The organism is Azospirillum brasilense (genome assembly GCF_005222205.1).
Classification (GTDB): Bacteria; Pseudomonadota; Alphaproteobacteria; order Azospirillales; family Azospirillaceae; genus Azospirillum; species Azospirillum brasilense_G.
Window position 1 is genome coordinate 2,353,501 of record NZ_CP032345.1, and the last position, 23,510, is coordinate 2,377,010.

The 23,510-nt window shown below is 69.4% G+C and carries 18 protein-coding genes and 1 tRNA gene; 12 read left to right on the plus strand and 7 right to left on the minus strand.

Going from position 1 to position 23,510, the window contains the following annotated elements; all coding sequences use genetic code 11:
- The first annotated feature begins 223 nt into the window (after positions 1-223).
- The 7 genes from D3869_RS11285 to D3869_RS11315 all read left to right on the plus strand — a co-directional run bounded on the left by D3869_RS11285 (position 224) and on the right by D3869_RS11315 (position 7,914).
- Positions 224-1,627, plus strand: coding sequence for a CRTAC1 family protein (locus tag D3869_RS11285; RefSeq protein ID WP_137140120.1), 1,404 nt, complete (start codon positions 224-226; stop codon positions 1,625-1,627).
- Between the two features lie 261 nt (positions 1,628-1,888).
- The gene (locus tag D3869_RS11290) at positions 1,889-2,437 is read left to right on the plus strand and encodes a PAS domain-containing protein (RefSeq protein WP_137140121.1); all 549 of its coding nucleotides are present in this window, start codon (positions 1,889-1,891) and stop codon (positions 2,435-2,437) included.
- Positions 2,412-3,722, plus strand: coding sequence for a methyl-accepting chemotaxis protein (locus D3869_RS34440; protein ID WP_137140122.1), 1,311 nt, complete (start codon positions 2,412-2,414; stop codon positions 3,720-3,722). Before D3869_RS11290 ends, D3869_RS34440 begins: the two co-directional genes overlap by 26 nt.
- Positions 3,723-4,153: 431 nt before the next feature.
- Complete coding sequence (locus D3869_RS11300) at positions 4,154-5,260, plus strand: methyl-accepting chemotaxis protein (protein ID WP_137140123.1); 1,107 nt, start codon at positions 4,154-4,156, stop codon at positions 5,258-5,260.
- Between the two features lie 79 nt (positions 5,261-5,339).
- Positions 5,340-6,338 (plus strand): N-acetyl-D-Glu racemase DgcA, encoded by a 999-nt coding sequence (gene dgcA, locus D3869_RS11305; RefSeq protein ID WP_137140124.1) that lies wholly within the window; start codon positions 5,340-5,342, stop codon positions 6,336-6,338.
- The gene (locus D3869_RS11310) at positions 6,335-6,715 is read left to right on the plus strand and encodes a cupin domain-containing protein (RefSeq protein ID WP_137140125.1); all 381 of its coding nucleotides are present in this window, start codon (positions 6,335-6,337) and stop codon (positions 6,713-6,715) included. Before dgcA ends, D3869_RS11310 begins: the two co-directional genes overlap by 4 nt.
- Entirely contained in the window at positions 6,712-7,914 is a 1,203-nt protein-coding gene (locus D3869_RS11315) for an aminotransferase class V-fold PLP-dependent enzyme (protein WP_137140126.1), read from the plus strand. The genes D3869_RS11310 and D3869_RS11315 overlap by 4 nt, the downstream gene beginning before the upstream one ends.
- A gap of 3 nt (positions 7,915-7,917) precedes the next feature.
- On the opposite strand, the gene D3869_RS11320 is transcribed toward D3869_RS11315, so the two are convergent.
- Positions 7,918-9,102, minus strand: a complete 1,185-nt coding sequence (locus D3869_RS11320; RefSeq protein WP_137140127.1) for a glycosyltransferase family 4 protein — start codon at positions 9,100-9,102, stop codon at positions 7,918-7,920.
- Positions 9,103-9,183: 81 nt separating this feature from the next.
- Positions 9,184-9,585 carry a 4a-hydroxytetrahydrobiopterin dehydratase gene (locus D3869_RS11325; RefSeq protein ID WP_137140128.1) on the minus strand — a complete coding sequence of 134 codons (402 nt, stop codon included), beginning with the start codon at positions 9,583-9,585 and terminating at the stop codon, positions 9,184-9,186.
- Between the two features lie 116 nt (positions 9,586-9,701).
- Here D3869_RS11325 and D3869_RS11330 point away from each other — a divergent pair, with 116 nt between their 5' ends.
- Positions 9,702-10,295 (plus strand): uracil-DNA glycosylase, encoded by a 594-nt coding sequence (locus D3869_RS11330; RefSeq protein ID WP_247895627.1) that lies wholly within the window; start codon positions 9,702-9,704, stop codon positions 10,293-10,295.
- Positions 10,296-10,301: 6 nt separating this feature from the next.
- Here D3869_RS11330 and glk read toward each other — a convergent pair whose 3' ends face one another.
- The 3 genes from glk to D3869_RS11345 form a co-directional block, all read right to left on the minus strand.
- Positions 10,302-11,276, minus strand: coding sequence for a glucokinase (gene glk / locus D3869_RS11335; RefSeq protein WP_137140130.1), 975 nt, complete (start codon positions 11,274-11,276; stop codon positions 10,302-10,304).
- A gap of 10 nt (positions 11,277-11,286) precedes the next feature.
- Positions 11,287-12,684 carry an alpha,alpha-trehalose-phosphate synthase (UDP-forming) gene (gene otsA, locus D3869_RS11340; RefSeq protein WP_094305913.1) on the minus strand — a complete coding sequence of 466 codons (1,398 nt, stop codon included), beginning with the start codon at positions 12,682-12,684 and terminating at the stop codon, positions 11,287-11,289.
- Between the two features lie 461 nt (positions 12,685-13,145).
- Entirely contained in the window at positions 13,146-14,024 is an 879-nt protein-coding gene (locus tag D3869_RS11345) for an N-formylglutamate amidohydrolase (protein ID WP_137140131.1), read from the minus strand.
- Positions 14,025-14,257: 233 nt separating this feature from the next.
- On the opposite strand from D3869_RS11345, the gene D3869_RS11350 reads away from it, so the two are divergent.
- Positions 14,258-14,332: transfer RNA gene (locus D3869_RS11350), tRNA-Val, on the plus strand.
- Positions 14,333-14,445: 113 nt separating this feature from the next.
- Here D3869_RS11350 and D3869_RS11355 read toward each other — a convergent pair.
- Positions 14,446-16,335, minus strand: a complete 1,890-nt coding sequence (locus D3869_RS11355) for a methyl-accepting chemotaxis protein (protein ID WP_247895628.1) — start codon at positions 16,333-16,335, stop codon at positions 14,446-14,448.
- A gap of 561 nt (positions 16,336-16,896) precedes the next feature.
- The gene (locus tag D3869_RS11360) at positions 16,897-19,068 is read right to left on the minus strand and encodes a malate synthase G (protein ID WP_137140629.1); all 2,172 of its coding nucleotides are present in this window, start codon (positions 19,066-19,068) and stop codon (positions 16,897-16,899) included.
- Positions 19,069-19,321: 253 nt separating this feature from the next.
- On the opposite strand from D3869_RS11360, the gene recD2 reads away from it, so the two are divergent.
- The 3 genes from recD2 (at position 19,322) to D3869_RS11375 (ending at position 23,410) form a co-directional block, all read left to right on the plus strand.
- Positions 19,322-21,517 (plus strand): SF1B family DNA helicase RecD2, encoded by a 2,196-nt coding sequence (recD2, locus tag D3869_RS11365; RefSeq protein WP_247895629.1) that lies wholly within the window; start codon positions 19,322-19,324, stop codon positions 21,515-21,517.
- Positions 21,518-21,868: 351 nt separating this feature from the next.
- Positions 21,869-22,471, plus strand: a complete 603-nt coding sequence (locus D3869_RS34445) for a cold-shock protein (RefSeq protein WP_137140132.1) — start codon at positions 21,869-21,871, stop codon at positions 22,469-22,471.
- A 219-nt stretch (positions 22,472-22,690) separates the two neighbouring features.
- Entirely contained in the window at positions 22,691-23,410 is a 720-nt protein-coding gene (locus tag D3869_RS11375; RefSeq protein WP_137140133.1) for a Crp/Fnr family transcriptional regulator, read from the plus strand.
- Positions 23,411-23,510: the final 100 nt, after the last annotated feature.

A 23,510-nucleotide genomic window follows, 5' to 3' on the forward strand; every position in this document is an offset into this window, starting at 1 on the left:
GAACCGATCCCGCCGCAGCCGGCCCGCTGCGGCGGGATTTTTCATGCCCTCCGGGACGCTTCCCGCGCGGTCATAGGCCGCAGCTCCCCGGCGGGCTGGACTTCCGTGCGGGTTTACCTCGGCCGTTCGAAGAGGTATCAACGGATTGGAGCCCGTCAGGGACCGGCCCTCGCGGGCCAAACCCTCACCGGGCGGCGTTGCGGCAGTGAGGGAGTGGCGGCCGATGTTCTTCGAATGCTCGCGGCTGATCGACGGCAACCAGCCGCGCCTGTCCAACGGCATCACCGTGACCGACGTGGACGGTGACGGGGCATTCGAACTGGTGGTCACGGGCTACGCCACCAACAACCTCATCCTCAAATGGGACGGCTCCCGGCTGGTGGACATCGCCGGGCCCCTGCTGGCCGACCCCTCGGGCTGCGCGGTGGCCATCGCCGCCGCCGATGTGGACGGCGACGGGCGGGAGGAGCTGTATGTCCTGAACTCCGACCGGGCGAGCGGGCCGAAGGAGATGGGCGACCGGCTGTTCGCCTGCTTCGGCAAGCACTGGCTCGACCTGCTGGCCCAGCCGGAGAACGCCGGTATGGCGAACCGCGTCGCCGGTCGCTCGGTGATCGCCATGGACCGGCACGGCCATGGCCGCTACGGCTTCGTCGTGGCGGCGGACGGCGGCCCCTTCCGCCTGTTCGAGCTGAGCCGCCGCGGCCGGCTGGAGGACGCGGCGGAGGAGGCGGGCATCGACCTGATCGGCGCCGGGCGCGGGCTGCTCGCCCTGCCGTTCCTGTCCGACCGCGTCGACCTGTTCGCCTGCAACGAGGGCGGGCCGAACTTCCTGTTCCGCAATCTGGGTGACGGAACCTACGAGGAGATCGCCGAGGAGCGGGGCGTCGCCGATTCGCGATTCGCCGGGCGCGCGGTGACCGCGGTGGACGGGCCGGGCTACGGCGGGTTCGGGCTGCTGGTCGGCGCCTGGGAGGGCCCGCAGCGCCTGTTCGTCCAACGCTCCGGCGGCGGCTTCGTCGACGAGGCCGATCCCGAGATGTCCTTTCCAGGCCGGGTGTCCAGCGTGATCGCCGCCGATTTCGACAACGACGGCTACGAGGAGCTGTTCTTCAACCTGCATGGCGAGCCCAACCGGCTGTTCGCGTGGCGCGACGACCGCTGGCAGTCCATCGATCTCGGCGACGCGGCGGAGCCCAAGGGGCTGGGCACCGGGGCGGCGGTGGCCGACATCGACGGCGACGGACGGCTGGAACTGCTGGTCGCTCACGGCAATGGGGTGGGCGGCGGGCATGGCGGCGGGCATGGCGGCGGATCGCCGCAGCCCCTGTCGCTCTACCGCACGGCGGCGAACCACAACGGGTGGCTGCGCGTGCTGCCGCTGACCCCCTACGGCGCGCCGGCCCGCGGCGCCCTGGTCACCTGCACGGCCAACGGGCGGCGGCAGGTGCGTTCCGTCTGCGCCGGCTCGGGCTATCTCTGCCAGATGGAGCCGGTCGCCCATTTCGGGCTGGGCACCGCCCGCGCGGTGGAGCGGCTGGAGGTGCGCTGGCCGGACGGCATGACAGCCATCGTCGAGAACCCGCCCATCGGCCGGCTGCTGACCGTTCCCTATCCGCCGGAGTGAGGCCGCCGGAGTGAGGCCGCCGGAGTGAGACGGGGCACAATGTTGCGTCCGGCCAACGGTTGAGCGATGCCGGGCGGACGGTTGAGCTGAATCATATTTCCGCCCGGCAACAAATTTAATCTTTTGTATAACCTGCATGGTCTTTATTTTGCGGCGTCCGCCAGTGCCCGACGGGAGCGCGCGGATGGGGAGATGTACGCCCTGTAACCGACCGCGAACCAATAAGGGGGCGCCGGGCTCTCGGCCCGCGACCGCAGGCACATGGCACACAGCGCTGTTCTCAGTCCCGGCCCCCGCGACCGGACGCTGACCGGGGTCGAGCGGTTCTTCGACGCCGACGAGGTCATCGTTTCCAAGACCGACCTGAAGGGCCGGATCACCTACGCCAACCGGGTGTTCCAGCGCGTGGCCGGCTACAGCGAGGCGGAGCTGATGGGTGCGCCGCACTCCATCGTCCGCCATCCGGACATGCCGCGCTGCGTGTTCAAGCTGCTGTGGGACACGCTGGAGGCGGGGCAGGAGATCTTCGCCTACGTCGTGAACCGGGCGCGCAACGGCGACCATTACTGGGTCTTCGCCCACGTCACGCCCAGCTACGACGTCAATGGCCGGCTCGTCGGCTACCACTCGTCGCGCCGTGTGCCGGACCGCGGCGCGATCGACAAGGTCGTGCCGCTCTACCGCACGCTTCTGGACATCGAAAACCGCCACGAAGACCGCAAGCAGGGCATGAACGAGGCCTTCGCCACCGTTGTCGGGCTGCTGACGGAGAAGGGGATCGGGTATGACGAATTCGTCTTCTCTCTCTAAGGCGTTCGGACTGGGGGCGGTCGCCGCGCTGCTCGTCGCAGCGCTGCTGGTGACCGACGCGCTGGACGTCGGCGGCGCGCCGCTGCGCATCGGGATCGGGGCCGCGGCCCTGGCCGCGCTGGCCGGCGTCATGCTGTGCATGGTGCGCGCCCGCGCCGCGGTGGGGCAGGCGATGGCCGTCTGCCAAGCGGTGTCGCGCGGCGACTTCGAGGCGCGGGTCGTCAACGTGCGGGAGAAGGGCGACCTCGGCGAGCTGATGCACGCCCTGAACGACTCGATCGACCGCACCGACGCCTTCATCCGCGAGGCCACCGCCTCGATGAGCTACGTGTCGGCCAACAAGTATTTCCGGCGGATCGTGCTGAAGGGCATGCAGGGCAACTTCCTGCACGCGTCGCGCACCATCAACACCGCCACCGACGCCATCGCCGTCAAGGTGAAGGGCTTCGCCGGGGTGACCGACCGCTTCGAGACGCAGATCCGCGCGGTGTGCGAACAGGTGTCCGGCACCGCCCATCAGCTGGAGATGTCGGCCCGCACCATGGAGACCGACGCCCAGACCGCCACCGGCAAGGCGTCATCGGTCGCCGCCGCCGCGTCGCAGACCGGCTCCTCGGTCGGCAGCGTCGCCGCGGCGACGGAGGAGCTGTCGGCCTCCATCCGCGAGATCGCCCGGCAGGTGGAGGAGGTCGCCAAGGTCGCCGCCAACGCCGCGGGCGAGGCCGAGCGCTCCAACGCGCTGATCGCCGAGCTGTCGGGGGCCGCCAAGACGGTGGGCGAGGTGGTCACCCTCATCAACGACATCGCCAGCCAGACCAACCTGCTGGCGCTCAACGCCACGATCGAGGCCGCCCGCGCCGGCGAGGCCGGCAAGGGCTTCGCCGTGGTGGCGCAGGAGGTCAAGCGGCTGGCCGACCAGACCGCCAAGGCCACCGGCGACATCGCCGGGCAGATCGCCGGCATCCAGTCCTCCACCGACGTGGCGGTCGCCTCCATCGTCGGCATCGGCCACACCATCCAGGACATCAACCAGATCGCCGGCGGCATCGCCGCGGGCATCGGGCAGCAGGGTTCGGCGATCCGCTCGATCGTCAGCAACATGGATCAGGCCGCGGCCGGCACCCGCGCCGTCACCGAAGACATCCAGGACGTCACCACCGCCGCCGAACGGACCAGCGGCACCGCCCACGAGGTCTTCGCCGCGTCGGAGCGGATGAGTGTCCAGGCCGACCGCCTGACCCGCGAGGTGCAGCTTTTCCTCGACGAGATGCACAAGGTCGCCTGACGCTTTTTTGTGCAATTTCCCGTTATTTGTCCGAAAAATTGCGCTTGCTCATTAGGTGGGCATTGATTAGCCGCCCGGCATTTGCTTGTATGCTAAGCAGTGCCGAGGCGGTGCAATGGGTCTATGCGACCTTTTGCCTCATTTTTTAGGAGAAACCGGTGTTTTTGTTGCGGCGCACGCGGTGCGCGGGGTGCGGTGCGGCGGGACCGGTGCCGCGTGTGATTGTTCGGACTCCAATATGACGCCGAATTCATCACAATTTCGAAACTGACATCTCACAAACGTTGAGGCCAAACCCGGGACATCGCCCGCAAACGCAGGCGTTCCGCGGCTTTGCGCGTCCCGATGGTTCCGAAAAGGCGTTTGGCACAGCGTTTGATGGTTAGGCGTCTAAAAAAGATATCCCACCCAAACTCACAGAGGTGTTCGGGATGAGTGTGGCCGGAAACGAACTGTTCGAGCTTTCCCGGGGCGTCCTGGACGTCGCCTCCCGGAAAGTGTCTTTGATCGAAGACATCACCCGTCGCACCAAGATGCTGGCGATGAACGCCCTGATCGAGGCGTCGCGGGCCGGCGACGCCGGGCGGGGCTTCGCGGTGGTGGCGAACGAGGTCTCCGAGATCTCCAAGCAGGTGAACACCATCACCAAGGAACTGCGGTCGGAGATCGTCTCCCGCGTCGATCACCTGACCACCACCGGCAGCGCCATGGTGCAGGAGATGCACGGGCGGCGTCTGGCCGACCTGTCGCTGAACATGATCGAGATCATCGACCGGAACCTGTACGAGCGGTCCTGCGACGTGCGCTGGTGGGCGACCGACAGCGCGGTGGTGGACTGCGCCGCCGACCCGACGGAGGTGAACCGCCAGCACGCCTCCCACCGGCTGGGCGTCATCCTCGAGTCCTACACCGTCTATCTCGACCTGTGGATCGCCGACCTGAAGGGAGAGGTGATCGCCACCGGCCGTCCCGGCCGCTACCCCGGCGCCCAGGGCGCCCGCGTGGGGGATGAGGGGTGGTTCCGCCAGGCGCTGGCCACGCGCAACGGCGGCGAGTTCACGGTGGGCGACGTGGCGCGCAACGGCCGCCTGGAGGACCGGGTGGTCGCCACCTACGCCACCGCGATCCGGCGCGGCGGCGAGGCGGACGGCGATCCCATCGGCGTGCTGGGCATCTTCTTCGACTGGGAGCCGCAGGCCGCCGCCGTCGTCCAGGGCGTCCGGCTGGAGGACGAGGAGCGCTCCCGCTCGCGCTGCCTTCTGCTCGACGCGCGGCACCGGGTGATCGCCTCCTCCGATGGGCGCGGAATCCTCAGCGAGACCGTCCAGCTCCGCCGCAGCGGGGAGAGCATGGGCCATTACGCCGACGCCGCCGGCCGCACCTACGGCTACGCCCTGACGCCGGGCTACGAGACCTACAAGGGGCTGGGCTGGTACGGGGTGATCGTGCAGGACCCCGATCCACGCCAGCAACAGGCGCCTGCAACCTCTGGTGTGCACGGGCGTGCGGGAATGAACGGGGCCGGGCTTCACGGGTAAGGCTGGCATTCCCACCCTGCTCTGGTCATCGCGGCGGGTTTGCTTACACTTCGGGTCCGCCGCGTTGCTGGAGAGTTTCATGTCGTCCACCGCCCGCCGTCTTTACGTCCGCCGCGATACCTTCCCCATCGCGGGGACCTTCCGCATATCGCGCGGCGCCAAGACCGAGGCCGAGGTCGTGGTCGCCGAAGTGGTCGAGTCCTGCAAGCGGGGCCGCGGGGAATGCGTTCCCTACGCCCGCTACGGGGAGTCGCTGGACGAGACGGTCAGGACGCTGGAGTCCCTGGCCGGGGCGGTGGCGGACGGGCTCGACCGCGAGCGGCTACGCGCCCTCCTGCCGCCGGGGGCCGCGCGCAACGCGCTGGACTGCGCGCTGTGGGACCTTGAGGCCAAACAGGCGGGCAAACCGGCCTGGCGCCTCGCCGGGCTGCCCGACGCGCCGAAGAAGCTGACCACCTGCTACACGCTGAGCGTGGACGAGCCGGCGGCGATGGCCGCCTCCGCCAAGGCGCGGGCGGCGGACCATCCGCTGCTGAAGATGAAGCTGACCGGGGAGGGCGATCTCGACCGCGTGCGCGCGGTGCGCGAGGCCGCCCCGGCCACCCGCCTGATCGTCGACGCCAACGAGGCCTGGACGCTGGAGATGCTCCGCCGCTTCGCCCCGGTGCTGGCCGATCTGGGGGTGGAGCTGATCGAGCAGCCGCTGCCCGCCGGCGAGGACGAAGCGCTGCGCGGCATCGACTGCCCGGTGCCGCTGGGCGCCGACGAATCCTGCCACGGGCTGGACTCGCTCGACCGGCTGAAGGGCATCTACCGGGTGGTGAACATCAAGCTGGACAAGACCGGCGGCCTGACCGAGGCGCTGATGCTGAAGCAGGCGGCTCAGGAGTCCGGCTTCGAGATCATGGTCGGCTGCATGGTCGCCACCTCGCTCGCCATGGCGCCGGCCGTGCTGCTGGCCCAGGGCGCGCGCTACGTCGACCTCGACGGGCCGCTGCTGCTGGCCGAGGACCGCACGCCGGCCCTGCATTACGACGGCGGCACGCTGTGTCCGCCGGCCCCCGAACTCTGGGGATGAGCGTCCCGGCCGGCAACCTGCTGGCGGGCTTGCCCCTTGATTCCCTGCCGGACGAGCTGTTCACCACCTTGACGGAGTCGGCGTCGTCGGGGGCTGTGTGCATCGAGCGCATCCTGTCCACCGGGCAGGCGTCCCCCGACGGCTTCTGGTACGATCAGGGCTGGGACGAGTTCGTGCTGGTCGTCCAGGGCGCCGCCCGATTGCAGCTTGAAGGCGAGGCGGAGCGCGCGCTTGGGCCCGGCGACTGGCTGATGATCCCGGCCCGGCGCCGGCACCGCGTCGCCTGGACCGATCCCGCCGTGCCGACCGTCTGGCTGGCGGTGCACATCGGCGAGAAACAACCACCGGAAACACCGGGGCAGGGGGAGAACGCATGACCATCGACATCGCGCGCGCCCGCGCGGAGACGCCGGGAACCCGGCACGTCGTACACTTCAACAACGCCGGAGCCGCCCTGCCGCCGCAGCCGGTGTTGGACGCCGTGACCGCGCATCTGGCGCTGGAGGCCACCATCGGCGGCTACGAGGCGGCCGAGCGCGCCGCCGACCGGCTGGAGGGCGTCTACGACTCCGTGGCCCGCCTGCTCGCCTGCTCGCGGGAGGAGGTGGCCCTGGCGGAGAACGCGACGGTGGCCTGGGGCATGGCCTTCAACGCGCTGGCCGCCCTGCCGGGGGAGGGCTTCCGGCCCGGCGACCGCATCCTGACGGCGCGCGCCGAATACGCCGCCAACCTGATTCCCTTCCTGCAGGCCTCCCGGCGCACCGGCGTGGTGGTCGAGGTGATCCCCAGCGACGAGACCGGCCAGACCTCCGTCGCGGCGCTGGAGGCGATGATCGGGGAGCCGGGGAAGGGTCCGGTCAAGCTGATCGCCATCACCCACATCCCGACCAACGGCGGGTTGGTCAATCCGGCGGCCGCCATCGGGCGGGTGGCCCGGCGGCACGGCATCCCCTATCTGCTCGACGCTTGCCAGACGGTGGGCCAGATGCCGGTGGACGTCGAGGAGCTGGGCTGCGACTTCCTGTCGGCGACCGGGCGCAAGTTCCTGCGCGCGCCGCGGGGCACCGGCTTTCTCTATGTCCGCAAGGACTGGCTCGACCGCATCGAGCCGTACACGCTCGACCACAGCGGCGGCGCGCTGACCGGGCCGGACCGCTACACCATGCGCCCCGACGCCCGCCGCTTCGAGCTGTGGGAGAGCAACATCGCGGCCCGGCTCGGTCTGGGGGTGGCGGTGGACTACGCGCTGTCCTGGGGGCTGGAGGCGATCCGCGCCCGCGCCTTCGCGCTGGCCGACCGGCTGCGGCGCGGTCTGGACGCGCTTCCCGGCGTGACGGTGCGCGATCTCGGGGCGGAGCGTTGCGCCATCGTCACCTTCACGGTGGATGGCCATGAGCCGCGCGCCATCAAGGCCGCCCTGCGCGGGCAGGGGATCAACCTGTCGGTGTCCTCCGCGCCCTCGACCCCCTTCGACATGGACGCCCGCGGCCTGACCGAGGTCGTTCGCGCCTCTCCGCACTACTACAACGACGAGGCGGAGGTGGAGCGGTTGCTGGCGGCGGTGAAGGCGCTGTAGGCGCTACAGCACCGACTCCACGACCTCCGCCACCCCGCCCGCGTAGCGGTCCCAGGTCAGCCCGGCCAGGAAGGCGGCGCCCGCCCGCCCGATGGCCGCGGCGTGGGCGCGGTCGGCCCACAGGCCTTCCAGCGCCGCGACGATCTCCTCCACGTCGCTCTCGCCCCAGCCCTCCGTGCCGAAGTCGGTCCGGATGGTGCTCTGCCGGGTCAGCGGGACGCAGCGGTCCGCCCCGATCAGGTCGAGATGCCCGGTGTTGGCCGACAGGATGGCGGGCACGCCGCAGGCCATGCATTCCATGGCGACGAGGTTGGTCCCGCCCTCGCCGCGGTTGGGGAACAGGCCGACATCGACCTCGCGCAGGATGCGGGCCATATCGGCGTTGGGCACCGGGCCGAGGTCCATCACCTGATCGGCGCGCAACCCGTTGGCGATGGCCCAGCCGGCCCCGTCGAATTGCCCGTTCTCGTGGAAGCGCACCGGCGCCACGGCGGGGTTGGCCTCCAATGAGCGGGAGCTCTCCGGCCAGGGGTTGTGCCAGGCGGTCAGCAGCAGCGCCTCCGGATGGCGCTCGGCAAAGGCGCGGAAGCCGAGCAGGGCGAGGTCCTGCCCCTTGCGGAACTCCGGCTTGCCGCCGGAGAAGACCACGAAGCGGTCCTTGAACCAGCCGACCTTGGGCGCCGGGTGGAAATGGGTGGGATCGACGCCTTGCAGGACCGTGCGCACCCGCCCGATGCCGGCGCCGGTCAGCACCCGCTCGACGAAGCTGGACCCGGCGACGATGGCCGCGCAGCCCTCCGCCCGTGCCCGGCCCTCGGCGTCGATGGCGGTGTCCTCCAGATAGCAGACACCGACGGTGGGTTGGCCTTTCAGCGTCACGCCCTCCACCGACCGGCTGCCGACGAGGTTGTTGCCGAGCCCGCGCAGCACCGGCACCGACACCCCCACCTCCTGCCCCGCGTGCGGCGCGATCTGCCGGCAGAGCGCCTCGGACTCGCGGACGAAACCCGCCATGCGCCGCCATTCCAGCGGGGACAGCGCGATGTCCTCCAGCCGCAGCGGCAACGAGCATACCGGCACCAGCCGCCCGCTGCGCGTCCAACTCAGCGCCAGTTGCAGCCCGTTGACGCCCCAGCCGCTGTAGCTGGACAGGCCCCATTGGATGACGGCGGGCTGGGCGTTGGGCATGGTCTGTCTCGCGGGTTTGTTTCCCTCACCCTAACCCTCTCCCCGGAGGGGAGAGGGGAAAAAGTTGAGGAAAGGGCAAAATTACCCGTGCCGCGCGGTGGGGGAGACGTCGCCCATGGATTCCGACACCGGGGCGTAGGGCTCGTCCATCAAACCCTCGACCTTGGCGGCCATGATGAAGTCGTTCTCGTGCAGGCCCTTGATCTTGTGCGTCCAGAAGGTGACGGTGCAATGGCCCCAGCCGTAGAGGATCTCGGCGTGGTGGCCCTCCGCCTCGCACAGGTCGCCGACGCGCATCGCGAAATGCTGTGCCTCGCGGAAGTTGGCGAAGCGGTAGTCGCGCTCCAGCCGGTCGGGATTCGGCTTGATCGACCAGCCGGGGACCTGCACCAGATAGTTTTCCGCCATGGCGCGGTCCATCGGGGGGATGCCGCCGCGGCAGGGTTCGCAGCTCTTTCCCGCCAGCTCCTGTTGTGTCGCCATCTCGTGCCCTCCGGTGTTGTTGGTTCGAACTCCTCGTTTCGAACAATGCTGGGGCCGAAGCCTCCCAAGGACAAGCCTCGCGGTGGCAAGCCTCACGACCAACCATGGACGCGCGCATGACGGACCTGCCCTTCGCCGACTACCAGCAGCCCACGAAGACCGCCGCCGGGCCGCGCCTCGCCATCGTGGGGGAGGCGCCGGGAGCGGAGGAGGCCCGGCGGGGCGTGCCCTTCGTCGGGCGCAGCGGCCAGCTCCTCGACGAGACGCTGAAGGCGGCGGGGGTGGAGCGGGCGGAATGCCTCGTCGCCAACGTCTTCCGTTACCAGCCGCCGGGCAACAAGGTGGGGCATTTCTTCGCGTCGCGCACCCGCGCCAAGAAGGAGGGGCGGGCGCTGGACGAGCGCTGGGGGCCGTTCGGTACCTCCGACTGGGTGCTGGCGGAGTTTTCCGGCGAGATCGAGCATCTGCAGCGGACACTGGAGGGCTTCGCCCCCCGCGTCATCGTCGCGCTGGGCCGCACGCCGCTGTGGGCGCTGACCGGGCTGAACGGGATCATGCAGCTGCGCGGCACGGTCCAGCCCTGCCGCCTCGTGCCGGGGGCGGAGGTGGTCGCGACCTTCCACCCCAGCTACATCCTGCGCGGCCAGCTCGCCGAGCAGCCGACCTTCCTGGCCGACCTGAAACTGGCCGTGTCGCGGCTTGAGGCCTGAGCGCCGTTACGCCCGCTCCGCGGCCTCGGCCAGACCGAGGAAGGCCGGAAGCTCGTGGATGATGACGTAGGTGGGGATGGGGGCCAGGAAGTCGCGCATCCGGCCCTTCTCCATGAAGCGCTTGCGGAAGCGGGAGTGGGTGAACAGGGTGCCCAGCTTCGGCACGATGCCGCCCGCGATGTAGATGCCGCCGCGCGCCCCCAGCGTCAAAGCGAGGTTGCCCGCCACGGTGCCGAGCATCGCGCAGAACATCTCCACCGCCTCCACGCAATGCGGGTTGGTGTTGGCGGTCGCCGCGTCGGAGACCTGGGCCGGGGTGAAAGGCTCCGGCTCCTGGTGGTCGAGGATGCACAGCGCCTGATAGAGGTTGACCAGACCCGGCCCGGACAGCACCCGCTCCGCCGACACATGGTCGAAGCTCTTGCGAAGCTGGGCCAGCACGGCGCTCTCGCGGTCGCTGACCGGCGCCATGGTGACGTGGCCGCCCTCCGCGGCGAGCGCGGTCCAGCCCTCGGGGCCGGGCACCAGCCCCGACACCCCAAGCCCGCTGCCCGGCCCGATCACCCCGACGACGCGGCCCGGCACCGGCGCCCCCTCGCCCACCTGATGAACATCGGCGGGGGTGAGGCGGGGCACCGACAGGGCGACGGCGGTGAAGTCGTTGATGACGGCCAGGCGCTCCAGCCCCAGCCGGCCGCGCACCTCGGCCGTGGAGAAGGACCAGCCGCGGTTGGTCATCAGCACTTCGTCGCCGGTCACCGGTCCGGCGATGGCGAAGGCGCCGCGGCTGGGCCGGGCGTCGTGCGCCACGCCGCCGAGATAGGCCAGCGCCGCCGCCTCCAGCGACGGGAAATCGGCGCAGCGCAGCACGCGCGAACCGTGGATGCCCGTGCCGTCGATCAGGCCGAAGCGGGCGTTGGTGGCGCCGATGTCGGCGACCAGGGTGACGGGGCCGGATGCGGCATTGCTGTCTGTGGTCATAAAATCAGTTTCACCCGTACGGCGCGCGCGTCAAGGCATCGACGTAGCTTTCCCGCCACCAGCCGATGTCGTGGCTGCGCAGGATGCGCATCATGGCGGCGTGGCGCTCCTTGCGCTCGGGCAGGGACATGGTCAGGGCGCGCTGCAGGGCGTCGGCCACCGCCTCGATGTCGAAAGGGTTGACGATCAGCGCCGAATCGAGTTCCCGCGCCGCGCCGGCGAAAGTGGACAGCACCAGCACGCCGGGGTCGTCGGCGTCCTGGCAGGCGACATACTCCTTGGCGACGAGATTCATGCCGTCGCGCAGCGGGGTGACCAGCCCGACATGGGCGGTGCGGTAGAAGCCGGCCAGAACGCGCCGCCCGAAGCTCTTGTTCAGGTAGCGGATGGGCACCCAGTCGAACTCGGCGAAGCGCCCGTTGATGCGGCCCGACAGCTCCGACAGCTCGCGCTTGATGGCGATGTATTCCGGCACGTCCTCCCGGCTCGGCGGCGCCACCTGAAGGAAGGAAACGCGGTTGCAATGCTCCGGATAGGCCGCCAGAAGCTGTTCGAAGGCCTGGAAGCGCTGCGGCAGGCCCTTCGAATAGTCCAGCCGGTCCACCCCGATGATCAGCCGCCGCCCGACGAGGCTCTCCTTCAGCCGCTCGGTATGACGGGAGCGCACCGCGGTCTCGGCGATGCCCACGAGATTTTCGGTGTCGATGCTGATGGGGAAGGCGCGGGCCAGCAGCGTGCGTCCGAAGGCGTGGATCAGCATGCCCCCCTCGGGGCCGCGGTCCTCGACCTCGCCGTCCAGCTCCTGCCGGATGTAGTCGGCGAAGCTGCGCAGATCCACCTGGGTGTGGAAGCCGACGAGGTCGTAGGCGCACAGCTCGCGGATCAGCTCCCGGTGGTTCGGCAGAGCCACCAGGATTTCCGGGGCCGGGAAAGGCGTATGCAGGAAGAAGCCCATGCGTTGGGTGCAGCCGCGCTGGCGCAATTCCTCGCCGAAGGGGATCAGGTGGTAGTCGTGGACCCACACCATATCGTCGGGGCGCAGCAGCGGGACGAGCTTCTCCGCGAAATAGCCGTTGACCCGTTTGTAGCCTTCGCGCGTGCGGCGGCTGACCTCGATCAGGCCGACGCGGTAGTGGAACAGCGGCCACAGGGTCTGGTTGGCGAAGCCGTTGTAATATTCCTCGAAGTCGCGGCGGCTGAGGTCCAGCGTCGCGTAGGTCAGACGCCCGACGTCGGTGCGCCGGGGCTCGCTCTGCGACTCCTCCTCGACCACCGTTCCGCTCCAGCCGAACCAGATGCCGCCGGTCTTCTTGAGCGCGGCCAGCACGGCCACGGCGAGGCCTCCGGCGGCCTGCTTGCCTTCGTCGATGGGGGCGACGCGGTTGGATACGACGACCAGTCTGCTCACGTGGGTGGTTCTCCGGTGCCGACGGCCGCATGGTGGGCGGCCGAATGGCGCGTGGCGGGGAGGGCCCCGGGACGCGCAGGGACGAAACGACCGTGTGAAGGGATGGTTCCCTATCGGCCGGATGGGTTATGCCGAAGGACCGGGGTGGGTTGGCGGACGCGCCGCCAGCCCCAGATTGTGCGGGAGCAGGGCCGGGATTCTGTGTGCAATGCAGCATAAGCGGCTGTTTGCACCAAGCCGGAGTTTTGACTTAACCTTTGTTAAGTTATTGAATATCATGAAAAAACATTTTCCCTCTTGATCCCTTGGTGAGACTCCATCATATTGTGCAGTGCGGCATCGATCGTGTCTGCGATGCGGGCGGTGCCGTAACGCACTTCTTGGGCGTTTCCTCCCTAGACTCGGGCCGGGGCCTTTGCCCCGGCCTTTTTTTGTGCGCGCTCCGGCGCGCGGCGGCCTGGTCAGCGTGGGGCGAGGGGATCGGGCGGCAGGTGGGCGATGTTGTCCACCAGCTCGTGCATGTGCCGGGTCAGGACGGTCAGGAAGGGCAGACGGGACAGCGAGGTCTCGTCCATGTAGAGGTCGCGGCTGATTTCGATCTGAAGCGCGTGGATGCCCTGGCGCGGCCGTCCATAGTGGCGGGTGGTGTAGCCGCCGGCGTAGGGCGCGTTGCGGCTGACCGTGTAGCCCAGACCGCGCAGGAAGCTCTCCGCCGTTTCGGTGACCGTGGGGGCGCAAGAGTTGCCGAAACAGTCCCCCAGCACGATGTCGCTGCGCCGGTTGTCGCGGTCGCCCAGCCCGGGGGAGGGCATGGAATGGCAGTCGATCAGCACCGCGTGGCCGAAGCGGGCGCGGGTGTCTTCGACCAGCCGGCGCAGCGCGGTGTGGTAGGGGGTGTAGCACTGCTCCACCCGCCGCACCGCTTCGGAGAAGCGCAGCTTGCCGCGGTAGATGTCCTCCCCGTTGGCGACCACCCGCGCGATGGTGCCCAGCCCGGCGGCGACGCGCGGCGAGCGCGTGTTGACGTAGGGCGGCAGGCTGTCCGCGAACATCTCCGGGTCCAGCTCGTAGGCTTCGCGGTTGACGTCCAGGAAGGCGCGGGGGAACAGCGCGCGGATCAGCGGGATGCCCAGCGCCGGGGCGCCCGCGAAGATCTCGTCGACAAAGCAGTCTTCCGATTTGCGCAACGCGCGCGGGTCGAGCCGGGCCGCCGCCAGGAACTCGGCCGGATAGCGGTTGCCGCTGTGCGGCGAGGCCAGCACCAGCGGCTTGGTCTGTTCGTCCGGGGCCAGAAGTTCGAAGGCCGGCTCCGGTGTGGCGGCGTCGACGGAAGCATCCATGGCATGTGATGTAGTGGACCCGGGCGGCTCTGTCACGCGCCGTCCCGCTCGCGCCTCAACAGATGTGAGGCGCGCCTTGTCCCTTCGGCGGAAAAAATGGCGGCGTCCGTCGTCGGGCCGCAAAAAAGTGAAATCCGGGCTTGCCAGACCTCCGGGATGATGGTACACCCCACGCCCACGCCGGACGGGTCGCAAGACGGATGCCGAACCCCGAACCGACCGGCGGCACGGATGGGCGCGTAGCTCAGCGGGAGAGCACTACGTTGACATCGTAGGGGTCACAGGTTCAATCCCTGTCGCGCCCACCATCCTCGAAGGCCGGAACCCCAACGGGTTTCCGGCCTTCGCCATATCTGGACGATGCGATTTGCGGGGCGACCGGCACTCGCCGCGTTGGGCCAGGACCTTGCGGCCCTGCGCGTCACGCCGCGTCGCGGTTCGCCGCCGCGCCGCGCGCCAGATTTTCCAGATCGCGGTCCAGCGCCGGCTGGTCGGCCTCCGGCACGCGGAATGTCAGGTGAAGCTGCCCCGGCCCGCAGGACGCCACCGTGAAGGGCACGGGGCGGGACAGGCCGCGCGTGCGCAGGGTGCCGTGGGTGCCCACCGTCATCACCGGCGCGTCGAGGATCATCGCGCCGCCGGACGACAGGTTGGCGATCCGCGCGTCCCGGCTCGTGCCGGCGCCGTCGAGGGTGCAGGGCAGGTCTATCCGGATGCGTGCCTTGCGGCGGCGATCGACGTCGCTGGTGGCGGTGCGGACGACGTGCACCAGGACGCTCTGCAGATCGTCGATGCTCTGCGCCACGTCCCCGGCGACGGCGCGCATGCCGTCGGCCCGCTCGCCGGTCTGGTTGGCCTCCTCGGACACCAGGGCGATGCGGCTGGACACCTCCCGGGCGGCGTGGCTGGTCTCGTTGACGGTGCGGGCGATCTCCCGGGTGGCGGCGTCCTGCTCCTCCACCGCCGCGGCGATGGAGGAGGAGATGTCGGACACCTGGTCGATGGTCGCGGCGACCTCGCCGACCCGGTCCACCGCCTGCCTGGTGACCGACTGCACGTCGGTGATCAGCGTGGCGATCTCCTCGGTCGAGCGGGCGGTCTGGCTGGCGAGGTTCTTGACCTCCTGCGCGACGACGGCGAAGCCCTTGCCGGCCTCGCCGGCGCGGGCCGCCTCGATGGTGGCGTTGAGCGCCAGCAGGTTGGTCTGGCTGGCGATGTCGCCGATCAGGCGGGCGACGGCGCCGATGCGCTCCACCGCCGTCGAGAGATGCCCGATGATCGCGCTGGCGGAACCGGCCTTCTCGACGGCCTGTCCGGTCGCCGACACCGACGCCGTGACCTGCCGGCCGATTTCCTGGATGGAGGAGGACAGTTCGTTGGCCGCGGCGGCGACCGTCTGGGCGTTGGCCAGCGCCTGGCTCGCCGCCGCGGCGACGGTCTGGGAGTTGTCGCTGACCATCCCGGCGGAGGCGGCCATCGCCTCGGCGTTGCTGGCCATCTGTCCGGCGTGCCGGGCCACCCGCTCCACGGCGCTGCGGGTCTCGCGCTCCACCGTGTCGGCCATGGCGGCCAGAGCTTTACGCCGCTCCTCCTCGCCGGCCTCGCGGGCGCGTTCCTGTTCAGCGCGCAGACGCTCGTTCTCCAGACCGGCTTCGCGGAAGACGCGCACGGCATCGGCCATCTGCCCGATCTCGTCGCGGCGCCCGGCGAACCCGACCTCCACCCCCAGATTGCCGGCGGCCAGGCCGGTCATGGTCCGCCGCATGCGGTCGATCGGCCCGAGCACCGCCCGCCGCAGGAAGAGGATGGAGGCGGCGATGAGGAACAGGGCGGCGGCGGCCGCGGCGACCAGCAGGGTCTTCAGCGTGGCGGCGGAGGACTCGATGTCGCTCACCGCCGCGTCGAGGCCGCTCAGACGCTGCCCGCGGACCTGCTCCATCGTGGCGAGGAGCTGCTCCATCTCCTTGTCCATGCTTTCGGCCACCGCGTCGAACTGTCCCATCATGCCGTTCCCCTCCGACGGCCCGCCGTCGACGTAGGCGCGGGCCATCCGCCGGCCCAGCTCGTAGAAGGGGGGGAAAGCGGCCCGGGTGGCGGCGATGCTCCGCACCATGTCCGCCAGCCCCAGATCCCGGGCGATGGCGTGGGCGTCGTCGGCGTGCTGGATGAAAGCCTTCGCAAACTCGTCCGCCTTCGCCGGGCCGTCGTCCAACCCGTCCAGTCCGCGGGTCGCGGAGATGTCGGTCAGCCACTGCTGCACCTGGGCCACGTCGTATCGGATGTTGGCGATCAGCTCGCTCAACGGCACCATTTTGCGGCTCACCTCATCGGCGGTCTGGCGGACGTGGGAGAGGTGACGTTCCTGCAATGACGTTTCTTTCCCGACGAAAAAAGTTGCGATCGCCATGGCGATAAAAACAAACACTGAGATCAGTGTTGTCTTTCGCTTGATGGTCATGGCGTGAAAGACATTCATAACAATGCTCCATTCCATATATTGCCGAGATCAATCTTCGGCCATTGAACTTCTCGATCGGAGAATTCGTTCAATCATTTTTGGAATCAAGTTAATCATTGAGCCTATTACGAAACCCGGAGGTGCGCTTGTTCTATGAATGAGTCTTAAATCTGGCGCGAGATGACGTCGCACGATAACCGGACGTTCGAAGGCGGGCTTTTGTTCAGCGAAACCGTGTCCGGGGCGGGGATTTGTTCGTGCTTCAACATTCGACTGCTTCCATTTGGCGCACCCGACCTCTTGTTCCGGTTGCGGTCGCCGCGTCGCGGGCGCGCAAAGAAAAAGGCCCTCCCCCGCGAACGGGGAAGGGCCTCCGGGAAAGGGCCTGCGATGCGCGCCGGATGGCGCGCCGGCTCAGCCGGCGGCCTTCGCCTTGGCCTCGATGCGGCGGCGGTGCAGCACCGGCTCGGTGTAGCCGTTCGGCTGCTCGCGGCCCTTGAAGACCAGGTCGCAGGCGGCCTGGAAGGCGACACTGCCATCGAAGTCGGCGGCCATCGGGCGGTAGAGCGGATCGCCGGCGTTCTGCTTGTCCACCACGGCGGCCATGCGCTTCATCGTCTCCATGACCTGCGCCTCGGTGGTGATGCCGTGGAGCAGCCAGTTGGCGATGTGCTGGCTGGAGATGCGCAGCGTGGCACGGTCCTCCATCAGCCCGACGTTGTTGATGTCCGGCACCTTGGAGCAGCCCACGCCCTGGTCGATCCAGCGCACCACGTAGCCGAGGATGCCCTGGGCGTTGTTGTCCAGCTCCTGCTGGATCTCCTCCTCCGACCAGTTGGGGCGGTCGGCCAGCGGGATGGTCAGGATGGCGTCCAGGCTGGCGCGCTCGCGGCGGGCCAGCTCCTCCTGACGGGCGGCGACGTTGACCTGATGGTAGTGCAGGGCGTGCAGCGTGGCCGCGGTGGGCGAGGGCACCCAGGCGGTGTTGGCGCCGGCCTGCGGGTGGGCGATCTTGGCGGCCAGCATGTCGGCCATGCGGTCGGGCATCGCCCACATGCCCTTGCCGATCTGGGCGTGGCCCTTCAGCCCGCAGAGCAGGCCGGTGTCCACGTTCCAGTCCTCGTAGGCCTTGATCCAGGCGGACGACTTCATGTCGTTCTTGCGGATCATCGGGCCGGCTTCCATGGCGGTGTGCATCTCGTCGCCGGTGCGGTCGAGGAAGCCGGTGTTGATGAACACCACGCGCGCCGCGGCGGCGCGGATGCACTCCTTGAGGTTCACCGTGGTGCGGCGCTCCTCGTCCATGATGCCCATCTTCAGCGTGTTGCGCGCGATGCCCAGCGCGTCCTCGACGCGGGCGAACAGCTCGTCCGCGAAGGCGACCTCCTCCGGCCCGTGCATCTTCGGCTTCACGATGTAGACGGAGCCGGCGCGGCTGTTGAGGCGGGCGCCCTTGACGTCGTGCAGCGCGATCAGCGAGGTGATCATGCCGTCGAGGATGCCTTCCGGCGCCTCGCTGCCGTCCTTCAGCAGAACCGCGCTGTTGGTCATCAGATGACCGACGTTGCGGATCAGCATCAGGCTGCGGCCCGGCAGGGTGATCGTCTCGCCGTTGCGGCTGGTGTAGCTGCGGTCGGGGTTCAGCCGACGCTCCACCGTGCCGCTGCCCTTGGGGAAGCTGGCGGTCAGGCTGCCGGTCATCAGGCCCAGCCAGTTGCGGTAGGCCAGCACCTTGTCCTCGGCATCCACGGCGGCGACGGAGTCCTCGCAGTCCTGGATGGTGGTCAGGGCGGATTCGAGCACGAGGTCGGCGACGCCCGCCGCGTCGGTCTTGCCGATCGGGTGGCTGCGGTCGATGCGGATTTCCATGTGCAGGCCGTTGTCGGCCAGCAGGATGGCGGTCGGGGCCGACGGCGCGCCGTTGTAGCCGACCAGACGCTCCGGCTCGGCGAGGCCGGTGGCGCGGCCGTCCTTCAGCGCGACGACGAGGCGGCCGTTGTCCACCGTGTAGCCGGCGGCGTCGGCGTGCGACCCGTCGGACAGCGGGGCGGCGCGGTCGAGCACGTCGCGGGCGAAGGCGATGACCTTCTCGCCGCGCTTCGGGTTGTAGCCGGCGGTGCGCTCCGCCCCGTCCGTGTCGGGGATGGCGTCGGTGCCGTAGAGCGCGTCGTACAGGCTGCCCCAACGGGCGTTGGCGGCGTTCAGCGCGTAGCGGGCGTTCATCACCGGCACGACGAGCTGCGGGCCGGCCGTCGTGGAGATCTCCGGATCGACGTTCTCGGTCGTCACGGCGAAGTCCGGGCCTTCCGGCAGGAGATAGCCGATCTCCTTGAGGAACGCGGTGTGGGCGGCGCGGTCCAGCGGCTGGCCGCGGCGGCTGCGGTACCATTCGTCGATCTGGGCCTGCAGCGCGTCCCGCTTGGCCAGCAGCGCGCGGTTGCGCGGGGCCAGGTCGTGGAGGATCGCGTCAAGGCCCGACCAGAATTGCTCCGGCGTCACGCCGGTGCCCGGCAGGGCTTCGTTCTCGATGAAGCGGTGAAGCTCCGTGGCAACTTGCAAGCCGCCAACCTGAATGCGTTCCGTCACCATTGCTGCTCTTTCCTTCCGAAGTCGTAGACACCGCGGTTTTTCGGTTTGTCGTTCTTTGGCTGACGTTTTTTTCACCGCAAGCCCGCTCCGGCGCGGTCCGTTCGGTCCGGTGTCCGGCGCGGGGTTCGCGCGACAAGGTACACATTCGCGGCGCCGCGGTCTTCCTCCGAATTGTCCAGGCGAATTGCCGCGATGCGGCGGTTGCGCGGGGAACTCCCGCAATGGCCCGCCAGCGCCTATGTTGGGTGGCATGAGCATATCCGGCGATGCCTCCACCGCGGCGGGACCTCCGCGGGAACCGCTGTCCGGGCTGGTGGAGCGGGTGACCTTCCACAGCCCGGAGACGGGATTCTGCGTGCTGCGGCTGAAGGTGCGCGGGCAGCGCGACCTCGTCACGCTGGTCGGCCACGCCGCCACCATCGGTGCCGGGGAGTTCGTGCAGGCCAGCGGGGCCTGGGTGAACGACCGCAACCACGGGCTCCAGTTCAAGGCCGACTTCCTGCGCGCCACCCCGCCGACCACGGTGGAGGGGATCGAGAAGTATCTCGGCTCCGGCCTGATCCGGGGCATCGGGCCGGTCTACGCGAAGAAGATGGTCAAGGCCTTCGGCGAGGCGGTGTTCGACGTGATCGAGCAGGAGCCGGACCGGCTGCGGCAGGTCACCGGCATCGGGCCGAAGCGGGCGCAGCGCATCATCGCCGGCTGGGCCGACCAGAAGGTGATCCGCGAGATCATGATCTTCCTGCACAGCCACGGGGTCGGCACCTCGCGCGCCGTGCGCATCTTCAAGACCTACGGGCCGGACGCCATCCAGCTCATCACCGAGAACCCCTACCGGCTGGCCCGCGACATCCGCGGCATCGGCTTCAAGACGGCGGACGCGGTGGCCGCCCGGCTGGGCATCGAGAAGACCGCGATGATCCGGGCGCGGGCCGGCATCGGCTATGCCCTGGCCGAGGCGACCGACCAGGGCCATTGCGGCGTGCCGGTGGCCGAGCTGATCCCGCTGGCCGTGAAGCTGCTGGAGATCGACGCGTCCATCCTGGAGACCGCGGCGGAGCTGGAGCGGCAGGACGGCGCGGTGGTCGCCGACAGTCTGGGCGGCGAGCCCTGCCTGTTCCTGGCCAGCCTCTACCGGGCGGAGCACGCCATCGCCGAGCGGCTGCGCCGGCTGGCCGGCGGCCCCGTGCCCTGGCCGGAGATCGACGCGGAGAAGGCGATTCCCTGGGTGGAGGCGAAGGCCGGGATCACTCTGGCCGAGGGGCAGCGCGAGGCGCTGCGCCAGGCGGCGACGTCGAAGCTGCTGGTCATCACCGGCGGACCGGGGGTGGGCAAGACGACGCTGGTCAACAGCATCCTGACCATGCTGAAGGCCAAGGGCGTGTCGATCGCGCTGGCCGCCCCGACGGGGCGCGCCGCCAAGCGGCTGAGCGAGAGCACCGGCCTGGAGGCGCGGACCATCCACCGCCTGCTGGAGACCGACCCGCAGGCCGGCGGCTTCAAGCGCGACGAGACGAACCCGCTGGACTGCGACCTGCTGGTGGTGGACGAGACCAGCATGGTCGACGTGCCGCTGATGAACGCCCTGCTGCGCGCCGTGCCGGGGCGGGCCGCCCTCCTGCTCGTCGGCGACGTGGACCAGCTGCCCTCGGTCGGGCCGGGGCAGGTGCTGGGCGACGTGATCGCCTCCGGCGCGGTGCCGGTGGTGCGGCTGACCGAGATCTTCCGGCAGGCGGCGACCAGCCGCATCATCGTCAACGCCCACCGCATCAACGCCGGCCAGATGCCGGAGACGCCGAAGGCCGGGGAGGACAGCGACTTCTACTTTGTCGAGGCGGCGACTCCGGAGGCCGGGGTGGGGAAGCTGATCGAGATGGTCCGCGACCGCATCCCCCGCCGATTCGGCGCCGACCCGGTGCGCGACGTGCAGATCCTCTGCCCGATGAACCGCGGTGGCCTGGGCGCGCGGTCGCTGAACATCGAGTTGCAGAGGGTCCTGAACCCACCGGGCGAGTCCCGAGTCGAGCGATTCGGCTGGACCTTCGGCCCCGGCGACAAGGTCATGCAGGTCGAGAACAACTATGACAAGGAGGTCTACAACGGCGATCTCGGCATCGTATCCGCCGTTGACGCCGAAGAAGGTGTGCTGACCGCCACCTTCGACGGGCGCCCGGTGACCTATGATTTCGGAGAATTGGACGAGATTGTCCTGGCCTACGCCACGACGATTCATAAGAGCCAGGGGTCCGAATACCCGGTGGTGGTGATCCCGGTGGTGACCCAGCATTACACGATGCTCCACCGCAACCTGATCTATACCGGTGTGACGCGGGGCAAGCGGCTGGTGATCATGCTCGGCCAGCGCCGCGCGCTGGCCATGGCGGTGCGTGGGGTCCAGGGGCGGCGGCGCTGGACCAAGCTGGGGGAATGGCTGTCGCCTCTATGACCCTTGGGGGAAGACAACCATGTCGGGATTTTGTCACAGACGTATGCGCGCGTCGTTTGCGGCGCCTGCCCCGGTGTGCGGCCCATGCTTCGCGGCACCCTGGAGAAATTGTCTTAAGCTGTTCAATTCACGAAAGAAATCTCCTTCTCTCCGGGATGGAGGCGGGGGAGGGACCGCCAAGCCCGCGGGGAGCGGCATCGGGGGTCTTCGGGACCGGTACCCCTTCCGAACGGACGGGCGTTCCCTTGGCCGAATGTCGCAGGAAGGGGCGTCTGGCCTTTGGCGTGCTTGACGGATGGCTCGTACCCTGTGACAAAGATAATTCGGCATCCTCTATGAGCTTGAAGACACATGTTCGACCGCCCGCCCCGCCAGGGCTACCGCGCTCCCGAGATCACCAAGGCCAACGTCACCGCCACTGTGAAGTGGTTCAACCCCACCAAGGGGTTCGGCTTCGTGTCACCCGAGGACGGTTCGCCCGACGCCTTCCTGCACGTCTCCGCGGTTCAGGCCGCCGGCTATGACGCGCTCGACGAAGGCGCCACCATCGTTTGCGACCTCGCCCGCGGCCCGAAGGGTCCGCAGGTTGCTTCCATCCAGTCCGTGGACACCTCCACCGCGACCCGCTCGGCCCGTCCGGCCCGCACGGGCGGCGGCGGCTTCGGTGGCGGCGGTTATGACCGTGGCGGCTTCGGCGGCGGCGGCGGTTACGACCGCGGCGGCTGGGGCAACGACGCCGGCGGCGGCGAAGAGGTCGACGGCACCGTCAAGTGGTTCAACGCCGACAAGGGCTTCGGCTTCATCACGCCGAGCACCGGTGGCAAGGACGTGTTCGTCCATGTGAACGTTCTGCGTCGCTCCGGCATGCAGACGCTCCAGGAGGGCGATCAGGTGCGCGTGACCGTCCGCCAGGGCCAGAAGGGTCCGGAGGCCGGCAAGGTCGAGTACCGCTAAGCCTCTTCAGCCTCTGAAGAACGGCCGGGGCGCTTCCGCGAGGGGGCGCCCCGGTTCGTTTCCGGGTCCCGGATGCCGGTGCCCGAGGCATCCGCATCGTCGCGGTGATTCCCTGTCTTGCCCAAAGCTTGTGCATGCTGCGACAGTGGCCGGGTGGAATGGCCCCGCCCACCGGCTGTCCGGGCCGGGACCGCTGGGGGTGAGAAGGTGAGGGAAGGCATGAAGAACGATCCGCCGGGCTTCCGGCCCCAGGACGCCGCGACGCTGCGGTCCAACGCGCTGTTCGGCCGCCTCCCGGACCGGTCGCTGGAGCTTCTCGTCAGCACCGCGCAGGTTCGCACGGTTCCGCGCGGCACCACCCTGTTCGTCCAGGACGAGGAGGCCGACCGCTTCTTCGCGCTGCTGGACGGCTGGGTGAAGCTGTACCGCCTGACCCGCGACGGGGCGGAGGCGGTGGTGACCATCGTCGCCCCCGGCGAGACCTTCGCCGAAGCCGCCATGTTCGCCAGCGGCAAGTTCCCGGTCTGCGCGGAGGCGGTCGCCGACTCGCGCGTCATGACCCTGACGGCGGAAGGCTTCGCCCGCTGCCTGCGCGACGACGAGCAGATCGCCTTCGCCATGCTGGGGTCGCTGTCGGTCCGGCTGCGCCATCTCGTCCAGCAGATCGAGCAGCTCCAGGTCCAGCCGACCGCCCAGCGGGTCGGCAGCTTCCTGCTGCGCTTCTGCCCGGAAGGGTCGGGCGCCGCCAGCTTCGCTCTGCCCTTCGACAAGGCGCTGGTCGCGCGGCGCCTCGGCATGCAGCCGGAGACCTTCTCCCGCGCGCTGGCGAAGCTGCGCGGAGTCGGGGTGGAGACGCAGGGTGGAACGGTGTCCGTCGCCGACCTGGACGCGCTCCGCCGCTTCTGCAACGCCGACGCCGGTGGCGACACCCGCGGCTGACGGGCGGGGCGCGGCGCAGTCTGGGGTTGTCGTTGGGTGCGGCGCCTTGCTGATGAAGGGTTGTGGCGGGCCGCTCGGGCATGTTCACGCGCGGTGGCGC

Bases quoted from the DNA above. Each gene is read 5' to 3' on its own strand.
- D3869_RS34445 (WP_137140132.1), top strand. From the start codon at position 21,869: ATGTTCGACCGCCCGCCCCGCCAGGGCTACCGCGCTCCCGAGATCACC.
- D3869_RS11325 (WP_137140128.1), bottom strand. From the start codon at position 9,585: ATGGCGACACAACAGGAGCTGGCGGGAAAGAGCTGCGAACCCTGCCGC.
- dgcA (WP_137140124.1), top strand. From the start codon at position 5,340: ATGTCGTCCACCGCCCGCCGTCTTTACGTCCGCCGCGATACCTTCCCC.
- recD2 (WP_247895629.1), top strand. From the start codon at position 19,322: ATGAGCATATCCGGCGATGCCTCCACCGCGGCGGGACCTCCGCGGGAA.
- D3869_RS11285 (WP_137140120.1), top strand. From the start codon at position 224: ATGTTCTTCGAATGCTCGCGGCTGATCGACGGCAACCAGCCGCGCCTG.
- D3869_RS34440 (WP_137140122.1), top strand. From the start codon at position 2,412: ATGACGAATTCGTCTTCTCTCTCTAAGGCGTTCGGACTGGGGGCGGTC.
- glk (WP_137140130.1), bottom strand. From the start codon at position 11,276: ATGACCACAGACAGCAATGCCGCATCCGGCCCCGTCACCCTGGTCGCC.
- D3869_RS11355 (WP_247895628.1), bottom strand. From the start codon at position 16,335: ATGGTGCCGTTGAGCGAGCTGATCGCCAACATCCGATACGACGTGGCC.
- D3869_RS11300 (WP_137140123.1), top strand. From the start codon at position 4,154: ATGAGTGTGGCCGGAAACGAACTGTTCGAGCTTTCCCGGGGCGTCCTG.
- D3869_RS11375 (WP_137140133.1), top strand. From the start codon at position 22,691: ATGAAGAACGATCCGCCGGGCTTCCGGCCCCAGGACGCCGCGACGCTG.
- D3869_RS11315 (WP_137140126.1), top strand. From the start codon at position 6,712: ATGACCATCGACATCGCGCGCGCCCGCGCGGAGACGCCGGGAACCCGG.
- D3869_RS11290 (WP_137140121.1), top strand. From the start codon at position 1,889: ATGGCACACAGCGCTGTTCTCAGTCCCGGCCCCCGCGACCGGACGCTG.
- D3869_RS11310 (WP_137140125.1), top strand. From the start codon at position 6,335: ATGAGCGTCCCGGCCGGCAACCTGCTGGCGGGCTTGCCCCTTGATTCC.
- D3869_RS11345 (WP_137140131.1), bottom strand. From the start codon at position 14,024: ATGGATGCTTCCGTCGACGCCGCCACACCGGAGCCGGCCTTCGAACTT.
- D3869_RS11330 (WP_247895627.1), top strand. From the start codon at position 9,702: ATGACGGACCTGCCCTTCGCCGACTACCAGCAGCCCACGAAGACCGCC.
- D3869_RS11320 (WP_137140127.1), bottom strand. From the start codon at position 9,102: ATGCCCAACGCCCAGCCCGCCGTCATCCAATGGGGCCTGTCCAGCTAC.